Here is a 15,078-nt window from a genome sequence, read left to right on the forward strand (position 1 = left end):
GTCACGAACCCGCTGTGACCCGGCCGTTAAGGTTCGCCACGGTGTGTTACGCCAGCAGCTCGCGCGCGGCCTCCTTCACCTCGGCGAGCAGCAGCCGCAGGTCGTCCTCCGTGGTGGCGGCGTTGAGCAGGCAGGCGCGCAGCATCTCGCGCTCGCCGAGCCGGGCGCCGGTGACGAAGACCCGGCCGCGCCGCTGGACGGCCGCCGGGAGGTCGCGGTTGAGCGCGTCGAGTGCCGCCCCGTCCAGCCCCGGGGCCCGGTGGCAGAACGCCACGATGGACGTCTGGACCTCCGCGAGCAGCTCCAACTCCTCGTCCGCGGCGACGAGTTCGCCGAGCCGGCGGGCCAGCGCGGTGCACCGGGCGATGTCCTGGCGCAGGCCGTCGCGGCCCCGGTGGGCGATGGTGGCCCAGACCTTGAGGGCGCGGAACGGGCGGGTCTGCTCGGTGCCGTACTCGGAGAACCAGCCGAGCGAGCCGGCCGTCTCGTCGCGCAGGTAGGACGGGACGAGGCTGAAGGTGGCGCGCAGTTCCGCCGGGTCGCGGACCAGCGCGCAGCCGCAGTCGACCGGCACGCCGAGCCACTTGTGCGGGTCGAGGGCCAGCGAGTCGGCGCGCTCCAGGCCCGCGTAGCGGTGGGCGACGGCCGGGTCGAGCCGGCCGAAGGCGCCGTACGCGCCGTCGACGTGCAGCCACAGGCTCTGTTCGGCGCACAGGTCGGCGATCGGCTCGAAGGGGTCGACGGCGCCGGTGCCGACGGTGCCGGCGGAGGCGACGGCGAGGAAGGGCAGCAGCCCGGCGGCTCGGTCCCGTTCGACCGCCGCGCGCAGGTCGGCCGGGTCGAGCCGGCCGTCCGGGCCGGTGGCGACGGTGCGCAGCTGCCGGCTGCCGAGGCCGAGCAGTTCGGCGGCCTTGCGGACGCAGGAGTGGGTCTCGCCGGTGACGTAGCCGACCAGCGGGGGCAGCGCCGCCAGGCCGTCCGCGCGGACGTCCACGCCGGCCCGGCGGGCGGCGCGGTCGCGGGCGGCGGCGAGGCAGACGATGGTGGCCATCGAGGTGCCGGAGGTGAGCAGTCCGCCGCCGGCGGGGTGCGGGAAGCCGACGAGTTCGGCGATCCAGCGGACCACGGCGCGTTCCAGGTGGACGTCGGCGTGGTCGCCGCCGGCCGAGCTGGGGTTCATCGCGGAGGCGACGAGGGTGGCCAGGACTCCGGCGGGGGCGGGCGCGGAGTTGACCCAGCCGAAGAAGCGCGGGTGGCCGTTGCCCATGGGGTGCGGCAGGACGTCCCGGCCGATGGCGGCCAGCAGGTCGTCGAGCGGGCGCCCCGCGGCGGGCAGCGGGGCGTCCAGCAGCGCGGCGCGGGCGGCCTCGTCCATCGGCTGCCAGACCGGGCGGGCGGGCAGCTCGGCGAGGTAGCCGGACACGAGGTCGGCGGCGGCGTGGGCGGAGGCGCGGAAGTCCTCGGTGGTCATGGGCGTGCTCCAGGGACCGGGGAGGGCGGGCGCGGCGTCCTCGGCGCACCCTGGTCGGGCGATGGTCGGGTGATCCTACGCAAAGGGCCCGCGCCGTGCGGCGCGGGCCCTCATACCGAGACCGAGGTCAGTCGAGCGAGGCGGACAGCCCGCTCGCGGAGCGGCAGTACCCCTGCATCTCCTTGTTGGTGATCTTGGCGCAGAGCCGGCCGGCCGCCCCGGCGTCGGTGTAGTTGACCGTGTAGTAGCTGACCAGGCCCTCGGCGCAGGCCTTGCGCTGCCAGCCCTCCGCGGAGCTGGCGCACTGCTGGGCGGCCCAGTCCTCGCGGTCCAGGTTGTACTTCATGGTGCGCGAGCCGACGCCCCGGCTGCAGTCCACCGCCCCGCCGCTGGCCTTGCCGCCCAGGCACCACTTGAGGGCGTCGGCGTAGACCTCGGGGTGGTTCGGGTAGTCGTGCGAGGACAGGTAGAAGGTCGGGGCGTAGAAGAAGCAGGCGGACTGGAACAGCGCCGGCTGGTCCTTGCACGGGTACAGCGGGTCCTGGGCGAGCTTGTCGGCGGGCAGGTTGGCCTTGGCCTGCTCGTCCTCCTCGTCCGGGCCGAAGAGCTGCATGAACAGGCCCTCGGAGCAGCGGATCCGGTTCTGGTCGGTGGTGAACTTGTTGCACAGGTCGCGCGCCTTGGCGACGTCCTGCTTGGCGACGAACATGGTGCCGTGGCCGACGCCGTGGATGCACGGGCCGGTGTTCTTCGGCGCGCACAGCTTGAGCAGGTCCACCTCGGGCTGGGTGGAGGCGTTCAGCATCTCCTCGACGGCGCCGTGCAGGTAGCCGGCCGCGCAGGTCTCGTGCGGGTAGGAGATGACCTTCTGGAAGTCGGCGTTGAAGCGCTTGACCGCCGCGTGGCCGAGCTCGTGCGCGATCGGGTGGCAGAAGCGCACGGTGTACGGCTTCTCCTTGGTGATCTTGTCGAGGTCGGCGAGGGCGACGCCGGGATCGGTGGCCTCCATCTCGGCCATCAGCTTGTTGCGCAGCGTCGATCTGGTCCACACCGCCGGGTCCCCGGTCGGGGTGGCGCCGGCGGTCGTCGCGGCCGGCTGGGCACCGGTGGCGGTGCCGCCGGCGGCCTGGGCGGCGGGCACCGCGGTGGCCCCGGCGGGCGACCAGTCGGTGACGGCCACCGAGCCGAGGCCCAGGACGCCCAGGAGCAGGGCGGTGACGATCGCGAAGACTCGCGGCTGCATGGTGGGAATCCCCCGGGGGATCGAGACGGACGGTTCGTCCCCCATCCTGACCGGCGCGGTGGCGGGAGTCCGCGTTTTCGCCCGCCATTCGGGAGACGTCGGCGACGCTACCGCACGCTGTGACGTCGCGCGGTGCCGGGATGGTTCCCGGTGATCTTCCGGACACCCGGACGGCGCAGCCCCCCGCCGGGTGCGGGGTGCCGCGCCGTCCGGTGCCGCCAGGTGTCAGAACTCCAGGGTCACCTGGTACTCCGTCAGCCAGGCGTCGAGGTCCAGCGCGAGGTCGACGCCGAGGCGCACCGACTGCGGGTCGGTGTCCGGGGCGAGCATGTCGGCCAGGCCCCGCCGGTCGAGCAGGGGGAGCGCCGGGGAGGTGCCCTTGGCGACGACCCGGGCCAGCTCCTCGCGCAGCAGCACCGGGTAGTGCGGGTCGGCCGTCACCGGGTACGGGCTCTTCACCCGGTCGGCGATGGCGTCCGGCAGCAGGTCCCGGACGGCGGCGCGCAGCAGGCTCTTCTCCCGGCCGTCGAAGGTCTTCATCGACCAGGGGGCGTTGAAGACGTACTGGACCAGCCGGTGGTCGCAGAACGGCACCCGGACCTCCAGGCCGTTGGCCATGCTCATCCGGTCCTTGCGGTCCAGCAGGATGCAGACGAAGCGGGTCAGGTTGAGGTACGCGAGCTCGCGCTGGCGGCGTTCGAGCGGGTCGGTGACGCCCGGCAGGTGCGGGACCTCGGCCAGGGCCTCGTGGTAGCGCGCCTTGCGGTAGTTCTCCAGGTCGAGCTTGCGCAGCAGGTCGGCGTCCAGCAGTGCCTCGCGTGGGCCGGCGCCCTGGCCGGCGAGGGAGGTGAGGTTGTGGACGGCCCACGGGAAGTCGTCGGCGGCGACGGTCTGCGGGTCGTGGAACCAGCGGTAGCCGCCGAACAGCTCGTCCGCGGACTCGCCGGACAGCGCGACGGTGGAGTGCCGGCGCACGCCCTTGAAGAGCAGCAGCAGCGAGATGTCCATGTCGCCGACGCCGCTGGGCAGGTCCCGGGCGCGCAGCGCGACCGCGCGCTGGGCGAAGTCGGTGAGCTCGGCGGCGTCCAGCTCGATCACCTGGTGGTCGGCGCCGACGTGCTCGGCGAGCATCCGGGCGTACGGGCCGTCCGGGGTCGGCCGCAGCTCGGTGGCGTGGAAGTTCTCCTCCTGGCCGGCGAAGTCGACGGCGAAGGAGCGCACCGGCCCGGCGCCGGCCTCGCGCCGGGCCTTGGCGGCCAGCGCGGTGACGGCGCTGGAGTCCAGCCCGCCGGAGAGCAGCGAGCACAGCGGGACGTCGGCGTCCAGCTGCCGGTGGACGATGTCCTCCAGCAGGGCCCGGACGGTGGCGATGGTGGCGTCCAGGTCGTCGGTGTGCTCGCGGGCCTCCAGCGCCCAGTAGCGGCGCATCGAGATCCCCTGGCGGCGCACCCGCACCACGTGCCCGGGGCGCACGTCGTGGATGCCCCGGTAGAGGGTCAGGCCCGGCGTGCGGGTGACGGCCATCAGCTCGCGCAGCCCGTCCAGGTCGACCACGGCGCGGACCTCGGGGTGGGCGAGGACGGCCTTGGCCTCGGAGCCGAAGACCACGCCGTCCCGGGTGGGGGCGTAGTGCAGCGGCTTGACGCCCATCCGGTCGCGGATCAGCAGCAGTTCCTCCTGCCGGGCGTCCCAGATGGCGAAGGCGAACATGCCGTTCAGCCGTTCGGCCATGTGCTCGCCCCACTCCAGGTAGGCGTGCAGCACGACCTCGGTGTCGCTGCGGGTGCGGAAGCGGTGTCCGGCCGCCTCCAGTTCCGCGCGCAGCTCGCGGTGGTTGTACACCTCGCCGCTGTAGGTGAGCGCGGCCAGCAGTCTGCCGTCGTGCTCGACGGTCATCGGCTGGACGCCGCCCTCGATGTCGATGATCGCGAGTCGGCGGTGGCCGAACGCGGCGTGCGGCTCCAGGTGGATGCCGCCGGCATCCGGGCCGCGGCAGGTCTGGGTGGCCGTCATCGCTTCGAGGACGCCCCGCTCGGCGGTGAGGTCGCGTTCGAATGCGACCCATCCGGTGATCCCGCACATCAGCAAGCCTCCGGTCTTCCGCTTAGTGATTGCAGGATCACGCTACGTTTCGGGCCTGGGTGGCTTCAAGGGTCTGGCTGGAAGGTGACGGCCGGGAGGGGCGGAAGTTGCCAGTGCGGAAAAACGCGATGTCTGCCCGAATCCGGGCAGGATCTTTGGCTTCGGGGCGTCGAGGAGCCTAGGCTCCTCAACCGTGTCCAGCTCACTCCACCCTCACGAAGACCTTCTCGCCCACCTCACCCGGACCAGTCCGCTGGGCCCCCGGGAGGCGGCGCGGATCGTGGCGGAGGTCCTGGCGTACTTCTCCGAGACCACCGAGGAGTACGTGCGCCGCCGCCACGGCGAGCTGCAGGCACGCGGCCTGACCAACGAACGGATCTTCGCCCGGCTCGCCGAGGAACTGCCCGCCCGCCGGGTGGCCGCGCCGGAGCTCTCGGCCCGCCAGCTGCGGCGGATCGTGTACGGCTGAGCGCCGGGCCCCCTCCGAAGGTCCGTGGGCGGCCCTCCGACGACACGCCGACGACACTCCGATGAGTGTTCGACGGCCGAAACCCTTCTCAAGAGGAGACCACGCATGTGCGGAATCGTGGCCTATATCGGCCCCAAGGACGCGACGCCCTTCCTGCTGGAGGGGCTGGCCCGGCTGGAGTACCGCGGCTACGACTCGGCCGGCGTCGCCGTCACCGGCCGCAGCGGCGGGATCAAGGTCCGCAAGGTCAAGGGCCGGGTCGCCGACCTCGCCGCCGCCGTGCCGGCCCGCTTCAAGGGCACCACCGGCATCGGCCACACCCGCTGGGCCACCCACGGCGTGCCCAGCGACGCCAACGCGCACCCGCACCTGGACAACGCCGAGCGGATCGCCGTCGTCCACAACGGCATCATCGAGAACGCCGACGAGCTGCGCGCCAAGCTCACCGCGGACGGCGCCGTCTTCCGCTCCGAGACCGACACCGAGGTGCTCTCGCACCTGATCGCCGCGCACGCCGTCGAGGGCGTCGAGCTGGAGGAGGCCGTGCGGGCCGCGCTCAGCCGGGTCGTCGGCACCTACGGCATCGCGGTGCTCGACGCCGAGCAGCCCGACCGGATCGTCGTCGCCCGCAACGGCAGCCCGATCGTGCTCGGCCTCGGCGAGAAGGAGATGTTCGTCGCCTCCGACGTCTCCGCCCTGGTCCGCTACACCCGCCAGGTCGTCCACCTGGAGGACGGCGAGCTGGCGACCGTCCGGGCAGACGGCTTCCGCACCTTCACCTCGGACGCCCGCACCACCCACCGCCAGCCGTCCACCGTCGACTGGGAGATCGACTCCTACGACACCGGCGACTACGCGCACTACCTGCTCAAGGAGATCCACGAGCAGCCCGGCTCGGTCGAGCGCACCCTCAGCGGCCGGCTCGACGAGCGCTTCGCCACCGCCCACCTCGGCGGCCTCAACCTGGACGCCCGCGAGCTGCGCGAGATCCGCCGGGTGAAGATCCTCGGCTGCGGATCCGCCTACTACGCGGGCGAGATGGGCGCCCAGCTGATCGAGGAGCTGGCCCGCATCCCCGCGCACAGCGAGCCCGCCTCGGAGTTCCGCTACCGCAACCCGGTGATCGAGGCGGACACCCTGTACGTGGCGGTCAGCCAGTCCGGCGAGACCTACGACACGCTGGCCGCCGTCCAGGAGGTCAAGCGCAAGGGCGGCCGGGTGCTCGGCGTCGTCAACACCGTGGGCAGCGCCATCGCCCGCGAGTGCGACGGCGGCATCTACCTGCACGCCGGGCCCGAGGTCTCCGTCGCCTCCACCAAGGCGTTCACCTCCACCGTGGTCGCCTTCGCGCTGCTCGCCCTGCACTTCGGGCGCATCCACGACCTCTCGCCCGCGGACGGCCGCCGGATCGTCTCCGCGCTGCAGGCGCTGCCCGGGCAGATCCAGGAGGTGCTGGAGCAGAGCGACCAGATCGCCGAACTCGCCCGCGAGTACGCCGACTCCGCCGGGATGATGTTCATCGGCCGCACCCGCGGCTACCCGGTGGCCCGCGAGGGCGCGCAGAAGCTCAAGGAGATCTCCTACGTCCACGCCGAGGCCTACCCGGCGAGCGAGCTCAAGCACGGCCCGCTGGCGCTGATCAGCCCCGAGCTGCCCACCGTCGCCCTCGTGCCCGACGACGAGCTGCTGGACAAGAACCTCACCACGCTGGGCGAGATCAAGGCCCGCTCCGGCCGGGTCATCGCCGTCGCCCACCGCCGGCCCGAGGAAAAGCTCGCCGACCACTGCATCGTGGTGCCCAGGAGCGAGCCGGAGCTGGACCCGCTGCTGCTCAACATCCCGCTGCAGCTGCTCGCGTACCACGCGGCGGTCGCGCTCGGGCGGGACGTGGACAAGCCGCGCAACCTCGCGAAGAGCGTGACGGTGGAGTAGCCGCCGGTACGGAGCGGGGCCCGGTCGCGTCGTCGCGGCCGGGCCCCTCGGGTGTCAGAACACCGAGCAGCCGGAGAGCGTGGTCAGGGTGTCCAGCGCGGTGACCGCCGCCACCGAGTTGCCCGCCCGGTCCAGTCGCGGGCCCCAGGCGCACACCGCCGCCCGGCCCGGGATTATCGCCAGGATCCCGCCGCCCACCCCGCTCTTGCCGGGCAGCCCGACCCGGTACGCGAAGTCGCCCGCGGCGTCGTAGGTGCCGCAGGTCAGCAGGACGGAGTTGACCCGCTTCGCCTCGCTGCGCGACATCAGCCGCGAGCCGTCCGCTCGGGCGCCGTGCCGGGCCAGGAACGAGCCCGCCAGCACCAGGTCCCGGCAGCTGGTGGCGATCGCGCAGTGCGCGTAGTAGTGCTCCAGCACGGTTTCGACCGGGTTGTGCAGGTTGTCGTGGCTGGCGATGAAGTGCGCCAGCGCGGCGTTGCGGTGGCCGTGCGCGGCCTCGGAGGCGGCGACCTCGGCGTCGGTGTCCAGCAGCGGGTTGCCGGACTCCTGCCGCAGGAAGTCCCGGACGGCCCCGGCCGCGTCGCCGGTCAGGCTCAGCAGCCGGTCCGTCACCACCAGGGCGCCCGCGTTGATGAACGGGTTGCGCGGGATGCCGTGCTCGGTCTCCAGCTGGACCAGCGAGTTGAACGGGTTGCCGGACGGCTCCCGGCCCACCCCCTGCCACAGCGCGTCGCCGCCGTGCGCCAGCGCCAGCGCCAGGGTGAACAGTTTGGAGATGCTCTGCACCGAGAACGGCCGCTCCCAGTCGCCGACGCCGTACAGCCGGCCGTCGACCGTGGCCACGGCCATGCCGAAGGACTCCGGGTCCGCCGAGGCGAGCGCCGGGATGTAGTCGGCGACCCGGCCCTGGCCGGTGGTCGCCCGGGCGGCCCGTTCGGCGGCCGCCAGCAGGCGGGGGTAGTCCAGGGCGTCCTCTGCGCCGGGCACGCGGTCCAACGGTTCTCCTCCGTGGTCTGGGCCGGGTTCGCCCCGGGTCGACCAGGATTATCCCGTCTGCGCTGGTCAGGCGGACGAGGGGGGTGGCCTCACGGCGCGGCGGTGGGGGCCTGGAGCGGCGGGCCGGTCAGCAGGGCGCCGGCGTCGGAGTACGGCCAGCCGTTGGGCACGCAGCCGTGCAGCCCCTTGATCTGCTGCATCATCACCGGCGCCGGGGCGCCCGGGCCCGGGCAGTCCACGTGGCCGTTGCCGAGGACGTGGCCGACCTCGTGGTTCACCGCCAGCGCGTGGTACAGCTCCGGCTGCCCGACGTAGAACTCGGACAGCTCCGTCCAGCGCTTGACGTTGATCACCACCTGCTTGTTCACCCCGCAGTTCACCCAGCCGCCGGTGTCCAGCCCGTACTGGCCGCAGATCCGGTCGGTGGACCGCGGGGTGGCCAGGTAGACGGTGAAGTCCACCGGGTCGGCGGCCACCCGCTGGAAGGACGCCTGCCCGCCGGCCGCCCAGCCGCGCCGGACGTTCCCGAGGATCGCGTCCACCTCGGCGGCGAACTGCTCGGGGCGCTCCGCCAGCCCGTCCTCCACCCGCACCTTGTAGCGGTACAGGTGCTCGCCGGTGCCGAACCGCGCCGAGCCGCCCGGGGCGGTGGTGAACGCCAGCGGCTTCGGGCCGTCCGCCCGCTGCCACGGGTGCCAGCACAGCAGGCCGGCCGTGACGGCGGCGGCCAGGAGCAGCGCGAGGACGGCGTGCCGGGGGCGGACGGCGGGTATCCGGGCCCTCATCGGCGGCGGGGGCCGGGCTGCGGCGGGGTGGGCATGGCGGTACGGCTCTCCTGAACGGGTCGGTGGAACGGGGGGCTCACCGGACACAACGGGCAGGAGGGGGCAGATCGTTCAGCGCGCCGCCGCGGCCCGCGCTTTTCCGGCCACGTCGGGCGGGCGGCCCCGGTGGTTCCCGGAACCACTCGAAGGTGCCATCCCCGTGGCGTGTCCCTGGGCTCGGCCGCCGGAATCCGGTGTCGTGGTGTCGGCCGGGCCGTTCCTTCCCGCGCCCCTGTCCGTCACACCACCGGAGGTACCGCCATGTCCGCTTCCACCGTCACCACCGTCCTCGCCGTCGACGGCATGAGCTGCGGCCACTGCGAGCGCACCGTCAGCGCCGGGCTCGCCGCCCTGCCGGGCGTCGTCGACGTCACCGCCGACGCGGCCGGAGGGCGGGTCACCGTCGCCTCGGCGCAGCCACTCGACGACGCCGCCCTGCGCGGCGCCGTCGACGGGGCCGGCTTCACCTTCGTCGGCCGGGCCTGACCGTTGTCGTCAGCCCATGCTCTTCTGGCCGTCCAGGGCCTCGCGGATGATGTCGGCGTGGCCGGCGTGCTGGGCCGTCTCGGCGACGATGTGCATCAGCACCCGGCGGGCCGAGTACACCGCGCCGGCCTCGAACCAGGGCGCCTTCGGCAGCGGCTGGGTGGCGTCCAGGCTGGGCAGGGTGACCACCAACTCGTCTGTACGGGCGGCGACTTCGTCGTACGCGGCGAGCACGTCGGCCAGCGTGTCGGTGGGCAGCATGCGGAACTCGTCGGCGCGCCGGGCGAAGTCCTCCTCGGTCATGGCGGAGAAGTCCGGCATCGCCGAGGGGCCCTCCACGATGAAGTTCGCCCACACCCGCTCGGTCGAGGTCACGTGCTTGATCAGGCCGCCCACGCACAGCTCGCTGACGGTGGTCCGCAGGCCGGCCTGCTCGTCGGTGAGACCACGGGCGGTGAAGCGCAGGAAGTGCCGCTGCTTGGCCAGGGCCACCAGCAGGTCGGCCCGCTCGCCGGTGACGGGAGTGGTGGCGGTGGTGTCGTTCATGGTGACGGCCCTTTCGTCGGGTGCTGCGCTGGCTGACAGGAACGACTCTACGGATCACAGCGGTCACTTCCTGACCTGAATGGCCGGGAGAATCGCAGGCATGGCGAACACCAGCTCCCGGACCCTGCGGCTCCTCTCCCTCCTCCAGACCCACCGGTACTGGCCGGGCGGGGAACTCGCCGACCGGCTCGCCGTCTCCGTCCGCACCCTGCGCCGAGACATCGACCGGCTGCGCGAACTCGGCTACCCCGTCGAGGCGCAGCGCGGCGTCGACGGCGGCTACCAGCTCGCGGCGGGCGCCGCGCTGCCGCCGCTCGTCATCGACGACGAGGAGGCGGTCGCCCTGGCGGTCGGCCTCCAGGCGGCCGCGGACAGCCCGGTCGAGGGCGTCGCCGAGGCCTCGGTCCGGGTGCTGGCGAAGGTCGTCCAAGTGATGCCCGCCCGGCTGCGGCGGCGGGTGGAGGCGCTGCGCGCGATGACCGTGCCCGTGGACTCGGGCACGGCGGCCGCCGGCACCCGGATCGATCCGGACGCGCTGACCGTGGTCGCCCTGGCCTGCCGCGACGGCGAACGGCTCACCTTCCGCTACACCGCCGCGGGCGGCCCGCCCGGCGAGCGGCAGGTCGAACCGCACCGGCTGGTCAGCCTCGACCGCCGCTGGTACCTCGTCGCCTACGACCTCGACCGCGGCGACTGGCGCACCTTCCGGCTCGACCGGCTCGCCGCCCCGCGGCACACCGGTGCCCGCTTCGCCCCGCGCGCCCTCCCGGCCGCCGACGCGGCCGAGTACGTCCGCTCCAGGCTCAGCGGCATCCCCCGCCCGTACCGGGTGGAGGCGCTCGTCGAGGCCCCGGCCGACCGGGTCCGCGCCCGCATCGGCCGCTGGGGCACCGTCGAGGCGGACACGGCGGACCGCTGCCGGCTGCACATGACGGCGGACTCCCTCGACTGGCCCGCGATGGCCCTGGGCTCGCTCGGCGCGGAGTTCCGCGTCGTCCACCCGCCCGAGCTGCGCACGCTGCTCGCGGACTGGAGCGCCCGCTTCGGCCGCGCGGTGGCGGAGGGGGCGGGGGAAGGGGCGGGGGAGTAGGAAGTCGGCCGGGCCGACTTCTCGCGCGGGTGCGGTCGGCCCGAAGCTCCCCGCGCCGCATCCGGTTTCCGCCGGGCGGGCGGGTGCTCAAGATCGCCAGCAGAATGGTCTCCGGTCCCTGTCGTATCGGGCCCGCGCCGTTCGTAGGACAGGTGGAAGCACGTCCCGAGGTCCCATCGAGGACATCGAGGACATCGAGAACATCGAGAAAGCCGAGCCGATGCCGAAGTACCTGCTGTCCGTCGTCGACGACGAGTCCACCCGCCGGCGCACGCCCGAAGAGGCCCAGCCGCTCTTCGAAGCCGTGGACGCCTTCAACGCGCAGCTGCGCCGTACGGGCGCCTGGGTCTTCGCCGGGGGCCTGGCCGAGCCGGCGACGGCCACGACGGTCGACGCGCGGGGGCCGGAGGTGGTCCTGGCGGACGGACCGTTCGTCGAGACCAAGGAGTACCTGGGCGGCTTCTGGGTCGTCCGGGCCCCGGACCTGGACGCCGCGCTCGAACTGGCCGTCCAGGCGTCGCGGGCGTGCGAGGGCAAGGTCGAGGTGCGCCCGTTCGAGATCGAGCCGGAGGACCAGGAGTGACCGACGTCGATGCCGTCTTCAAGCGGGAGTACGGCCGGCTCATCGCGACGCTCACCCGCCGCTTCGGCGACCTCGACCTCGCCGAGGACGCCGTCGCCGACGCCTTCCTCGCGGCCGTCGAGCACTGGCAGTCGGGCCCGCCCCCGAACCCGGGCGGCTGGCTCGCGACCACCGCGAGCCGCAAGGCCGTCGACCGGCTGCGGCGCGAGGCGGCCCGCGCCCCGAAGCACCGGGCGGCGCTGATGGTCGTCGACGACTCCCCGGCCGAGCCCACCGGCCCGATCGGGGACGACCGCCTGCGGCTGATCTTCACCTGCTGCCATCCGGCCCTGGCGCCCGAAGCCCGGGTGGCGCTGACCCTGCGGCTGCTCGGCGGCCTGACCGTCGCGGAGATCGCCCGCGCGTTCCTGGTACCCGAGACCACGATGGCCCAGCGCATCACCCGGGCCAAGGCGAAGATCAAGAAGGCGCGGATCCCGTTCCGGGTGCCCGGGGCGGAGGACCTCGCGCCGCGGCTGGCCACCGTCCTCGCGGTGCTCTACCTGATCTTCAACGAGGGGTACCTGGCCGGGGCCGGCGAGCTGCCGGTGCGCCGCGAGCTCACGGCCGAGGCGATCCGGCTCGCCCGGCTGCTGCACCGGCTCGTCCCCGACGAGCCGGAGGCGACCGGCCTGCTGGCCCTCCTGCTGCTGTCCGAGTCGCGCGTCGCCTCCCGCTTCGCCGAGGACGGGGAACTGGTCCCGCTCGCCGAGCAGGACCGCGGCGGCTGGGACCGCGAACTCATCGCCGAGGGCCACACGCTGGTCCGGGCCTGCCTGCGGACCGACCGCCCGGGCCGCTACCAACTCCTCGCGGCGGTCAACGCCGTCCACACCGACGCGCCCGAGGCCGCGGCCACCGACTGGGGCCGGATCGCCGCCCTCTACGACCACCTCTACGCCCTGGAGCCGACCCCCGTCATCGCCCTCAACCGGGCCGTCGCCGTCGCCGAGGTCGACGGGCCGGCCGTCGCCCTGGCCCGGATCGACGCCCTGCCACTGGAGGGCTACCACGCCTGGCACGCCGCCCGCGCCGACCTGCTGCGGCGGCTGGGACGCAGCGCCGAGGCCCGCCGGGCCTACGACGCGGCGATCGACACCACCCGGAACCCCGGCGAGCGGGCGTTCCTCACCCGCCGCCGCGGCAGCCTGGCCCCCGCCGCCGGCACGCCCACCGACCGACCGTCCGACACCACCGGCACAAAGGAATGATCATGCGCACTCTCATCAGCACCGCCTTCATCTCGCTCGACGGCGTCGTCGAGGACCCGGGCGGCCAGAGCGACTACCGCAACGGCGGCTGGAGCTTCAAGGACGTCGAGTTCGTCCCCGAGGCGTACGCGCTCAAGGGGACGGAGCAGCAGGAGTCCACCGCCGTCCTGATGGGCCGCCGGAGCTACGAGCTGTTCAGCCCGGTGTGGCCGGGCATGCCCGAGTTCGCCCACTACAAGGACCTGCCCAAGTACGTCGTCTCCACCACCCTCACCGAGGACGCGCTCGTCTCCGACTGGGGCCCCACCACGATCCTGCGCTCGCTCGACGACGTCGCGGCGCTCAAGCGGACCGAGGGCGGCCCGATCATCGTCCACGGCAGCGTCACCCTCAACCACGCCCTGTCCGACGCGGGCCTGATCGACCGTTACCACCTGCTGGTCTTCCCGCTGCTCCTCGGCGCCGGCGAGCGGCTGTTCAGCGACACCGACAAGGACACCCAGAAGCTCGAGCTCGTGGACAGCGAGGTCTACGCCAACGGCATCCAGAAGAACGTCTTCGACGTCGTCCGCTGATCCGGCCGCCCGGTGGCCCGCCCCGACACCGCTCGGGGCGGGCCACGGCCGTCGGCGGCCGGTGGGGCCGGCGTTCCGGGTCAGGGCGCGATGGAGTCGAGGGTCCGGCGCAGGAGGGCGAGGGCGGGGGCGAGGTCGGCGAGCGGGGGCGTGGCGAGGGCGAGTCGGAGCGCGGCGGGGGTGTGGGGGCCGGTGGCGAAGGCGTCGGAGGTGGAGACCAGGATGCCCTCGGCGGCGAGCAGGGCGGCGGCGTGGGCGGGCCGCTGGTGCGGTTCGAGGGTCAGCCAGAGGGCGTACGAGACGGGGTGGCCGGTGAGGTCGAGGCCGGCGAGGGCGGTGCGGGCGATGCGCTGGCGGGCGGCGGCGTCCGCGCGGCGCTGCTCCTCCAGCCGGGCGACCGTGCCGTCCGCGAGCCAGCCGGTGGCGAGGGCGGTGACCAGCGCGGGTGAGCCCCAGGCGGCCGCGCGCAGGCTCGCGGTGGCGGCGCGCAGGTGGCGGGCGGGGACGACGGCGAAGCCGAACCGCAGCCCGGTGGCGACGTTCTTGGACAGGCCGGCGACGTAGCAGGTGTGCTCCGGGGCGTGGGCGTGCAGCGGCGCCGGGGCGAGGGCGGCGAGGAACGCGTACGTCCCGTCCTCGATCAGCGTGCAGCCGTGTTCGGCGGCGATCCCGGCCAGGCGCTCGCGCTGGGCCCGGTCGAGCACCCAGCCCAGCGGGTTGTGGACGGTCGGGACGGTGTACACGGCGCGGACCGGGCGGGTGCGGCAGAGCCGGTCCAGCGCGTCGAGGTCGGGGCCGGCGGGGGTGACCGGGACGGGGGCGAGGTCCAACCCGTGGGCGGCGGCGAGCAGTTTGATGCCGGGGTAGCTGAGCGCGTCCACGGCCAGCACGTCGCCGGGCCGGGTGAGGGTGCGCAGCACGCAGTCCAGCGCCTGCTGCGCGCCGCTGGTCAGCAGGACGTTCTCCGGCGCGGTGTCGACGCCGCGCTCCAGCAGGTACCGGGCGACGACGGCCCGGTCGTGCCGGTGGCCGCCCGGCGGCTGCTGGCGCAGCAGGGCCTCGGCGTCGCCGGAGGCGGCGAGCGCGCGCAGGGCCTGCCGCAGCTGGTCGCCCTGGCCGGCGGCGAGCGGCTGGTTGAAGGACAGGTCGGCGACCCGGGGGACGGGCAGGGCGCGGGAGGGCTCGATGCCGTCGTAGCCGGATCGGACCTTCACGAAGGTGCCGCGGCCCTGTTCGCCCACCACGAGGCCGGCGGCGGCGAGTTCGGCGTACACCCGGGTGGCGGTGGCCAGGGCGATCCGGCGTTCGCGGGCGAGCGTGCGGTGGGTCGGCAGCCGGGTGCCGGCCGGGAGGGTGCCGGAGCGGATGGCCGTCGCGTACTCGTCGACGATGGCCTTGTAGGCGGGCGGTCGCACGGGCGGGCACCTTCCGGTCCGGGGGCGGCAGCGGTGGTGGCGCGAGTGTATCCAGGACAATGAGTGGATTGTCCTGGTGGTGGGTTCCTAGGCTCGGTGGCGTCCGGCAGTACGGC

14 protein-coding genes are annotated in these 15,078 nt (G+C 73.9%); 7 read left to right on the forward strand and 7 right to left on the reverse strand.

Annotated elements, in window-relative coordinates; genetic code table 11:
• Positions 1-46 precede the first annotated feature (46 nt).
• The 3 genes from ACPC54_RS25925 to asnB form a co-directional block, all read right to left on the reverse strand.
• Positions 47-1,471 (reverse strand): pyridoxal phosphate-dependent decarboxylase family protein, encoded by a 1,425-nt coding sequence (locus ACPC54_RS25925; RefSeq protein ID WP_498968102.1) that lies wholly within the window; start codon positions 1,469-1,471, stop codon positions 47-49.
• A gap of 127 nt (positions 1,472-1,598) precedes the next feature.
• Complete coding sequence (locus ACPC54_RS25930) at positions 1,599-2,714, reverse strand: hypothetical protein (protein ID WP_498968103.1); 1,116 nt, start codon at positions 2,712-2,714, stop codon at positions 1,599-1,601.
• A gap of 225 nt (positions 2,715-2,939) precedes the next feature.
• A complete protein-coding gene (asnB, locus tag ACPC54_RS25935; protein WP_498968104.1) occupies positions 2,940-4,796 on the reverse strand; it encodes an asparagine synthase (glutamine-hydrolyzing) in 1,857 nt (618 codons plus the stop codon).
• A gap of 193 nt (positions 4,797-4,989) precedes the next feature.
• On the opposite strand from asnB, the gene ACPC54_RS25940 reads away from it, so the two are divergent.
• Together ACPC54_RS25940 and glmS are read left to right on the forward strand one after the other, a co-directional pair.
• A complete protein-coding gene (locus ACPC54_RS25940) occupies positions 4,990-5,265 on the forward strand; it encodes a hypothetical protein (RefSeq protein ID WP_498968105.1) in 276 nt (91 codons plus the stop codon).
• Between the two features lie 105 nt (positions 5,266-5,370).
• Complete coding sequence (gene glmS, locus ACPC54_RS25945) at positions 5,371-7,197, forward strand: glutamine--fructose-6-phosphate transaminase (isomerizing) (RefSeq protein ID WP_498968106.1); 1,827 nt, start codon at positions 5,371-5,373, stop codon at positions 7,195-7,197.
• Between the two features lie 54 nt (positions 7,198-7,251).
• Here the strand turns inward: glmS and ACPC54_RS25950 are convergent, their stop codons facing one another.
• Together ACPC54_RS25950 and ACPC54_RS25955 are read right to left on the reverse strand one after the other, a co-directional pair.
• Positions 7,252-8,163 (reverse strand): glutaminase, encoded by a 912-nt coding sequence (locus ACPC54_RS25950; protein WP_498968190.1) that lies wholly within the window; start codon positions 8,161-8,163, stop codon positions 7,252-7,254.
• Between the two features lie 119 nt (positions 8,164-8,282).
• Positions 8,283-8,978, reverse strand: coding sequence for a DUF3152 domain-containing protein (locus ACPC54_RS25955; RefSeq protein ID WP_498968107.1), 696 nt, complete (start codon positions 8,976-8,978; stop codon positions 8,283-8,285).
• Between the two features lie 300 nt (positions 8,979-9,278).
• Between ACPC54_RS25955 and ACPC54_RS25960 the strand changes: the two genes are divergently transcribed.
• Positions 9,279-9,503, forward strand: a complete 225-nt coding sequence (locus ACPC54_RS25960) for a heavy-metal-associated domain-containing protein (protein ID WP_498968108.1) — start codon at positions 9,279-9,281, stop codon at positions 9,501-9,503.
• A gap of 9 nt (positions 9,504-9,512) precedes the next feature.
• On the opposite strand, the gene ACPC54_RS25965 is transcribed toward ACPC54_RS25960, so the two are convergent.
• Positions 9,513-10,049: a DinB family protein gene (locus ACPC54_RS25965; RefSeq protein WP_498968110.1), complete on the reverse strand. Its 537-nt coding sequence runs from the start codon at positions 10,047-10,049 to the stop codon at positions 9,513-9,515.
• A 100-nt stretch (positions 10,050-10,149) separates the two neighbouring features.
• Here ACPC54_RS25965 and ACPC54_RS25970 point away from each other — a divergent pair, with 100 nt between their 5' ends.
• The 4 genes from ACPC54_RS25970 (at position 10,150) to ACPC54_RS25985 (ending at position 13,547) form a co-directional block, all read left to right on the forward strand.
• Positions 10,150-11,139, forward strand: coding sequence for a helix-turn-helix transcriptional regulator (locus tag ACPC54_RS25970; RefSeq protein WP_498968112.1), 990 nt, complete (start codon positions 10,150-10,152; stop codon positions 11,137-11,139).
• Positions 11,140-11,359: 220 nt separating this feature from the next.
• On the forward strand, positions 11,360-11,722 hold the full coding sequence (locus ACPC54_RS25975; protein WP_498968113.1) for a YciI family protein: 363 nt from the start codon (positions 11,360-11,362) through the stop codon (positions 11,720-11,722).
• A complete protein-coding gene (locus ACPC54_RS25980; protein ID WP_498968115.1) occupies positions 11,719-12,972 on the forward strand; it encodes an RNA polymerase sigma factor in 1,254 nt (417 codons plus the stop codon). Before ACPC54_RS25975 ends, ACPC54_RS25980 begins: the two co-directional genes overlap by 4 nt.
• A gap of 2 nt (positions 12,973-12,974) precedes the next feature.
• Positions 12,975-13,547, forward strand: coding sequence for a dihydrofolate reductase family protein (locus ACPC54_RS25985; RefSeq protein WP_498968116.1), 573 nt, complete (start codon positions 12,975-12,977; stop codon positions 13,545-13,547).
• 80 nt (positions 13,548-13,627) lie between these two features.
• On the opposite strand, the gene ACPC54_RS25990 is transcribed toward ACPC54_RS25985, so the two are convergent.
• Positions 13,628-14,962 carry an aminotransferase-like domain-containing protein gene (locus ACPC54_RS25990; RefSeq protein WP_498968117.1) on the reverse strand — a complete coding sequence of 445 codons (1,335 nt, stop codon included), beginning with the start codon at positions 14,960-14,962 and terminating at the stop codon, positions 13,628-13,630.
• Positions 14,963-15,078 lie beyond the last annotated feature (116 nt).

This window comes from Kitasatospora sp. NPDC094028, assembly GCF_049543595.1.
Classification (GTDB): domain Bacteria; phylum Actinomycetota; class Actinomycetes; order Streptomycetales; family Streptomycetaceae; genus Kitasatospora.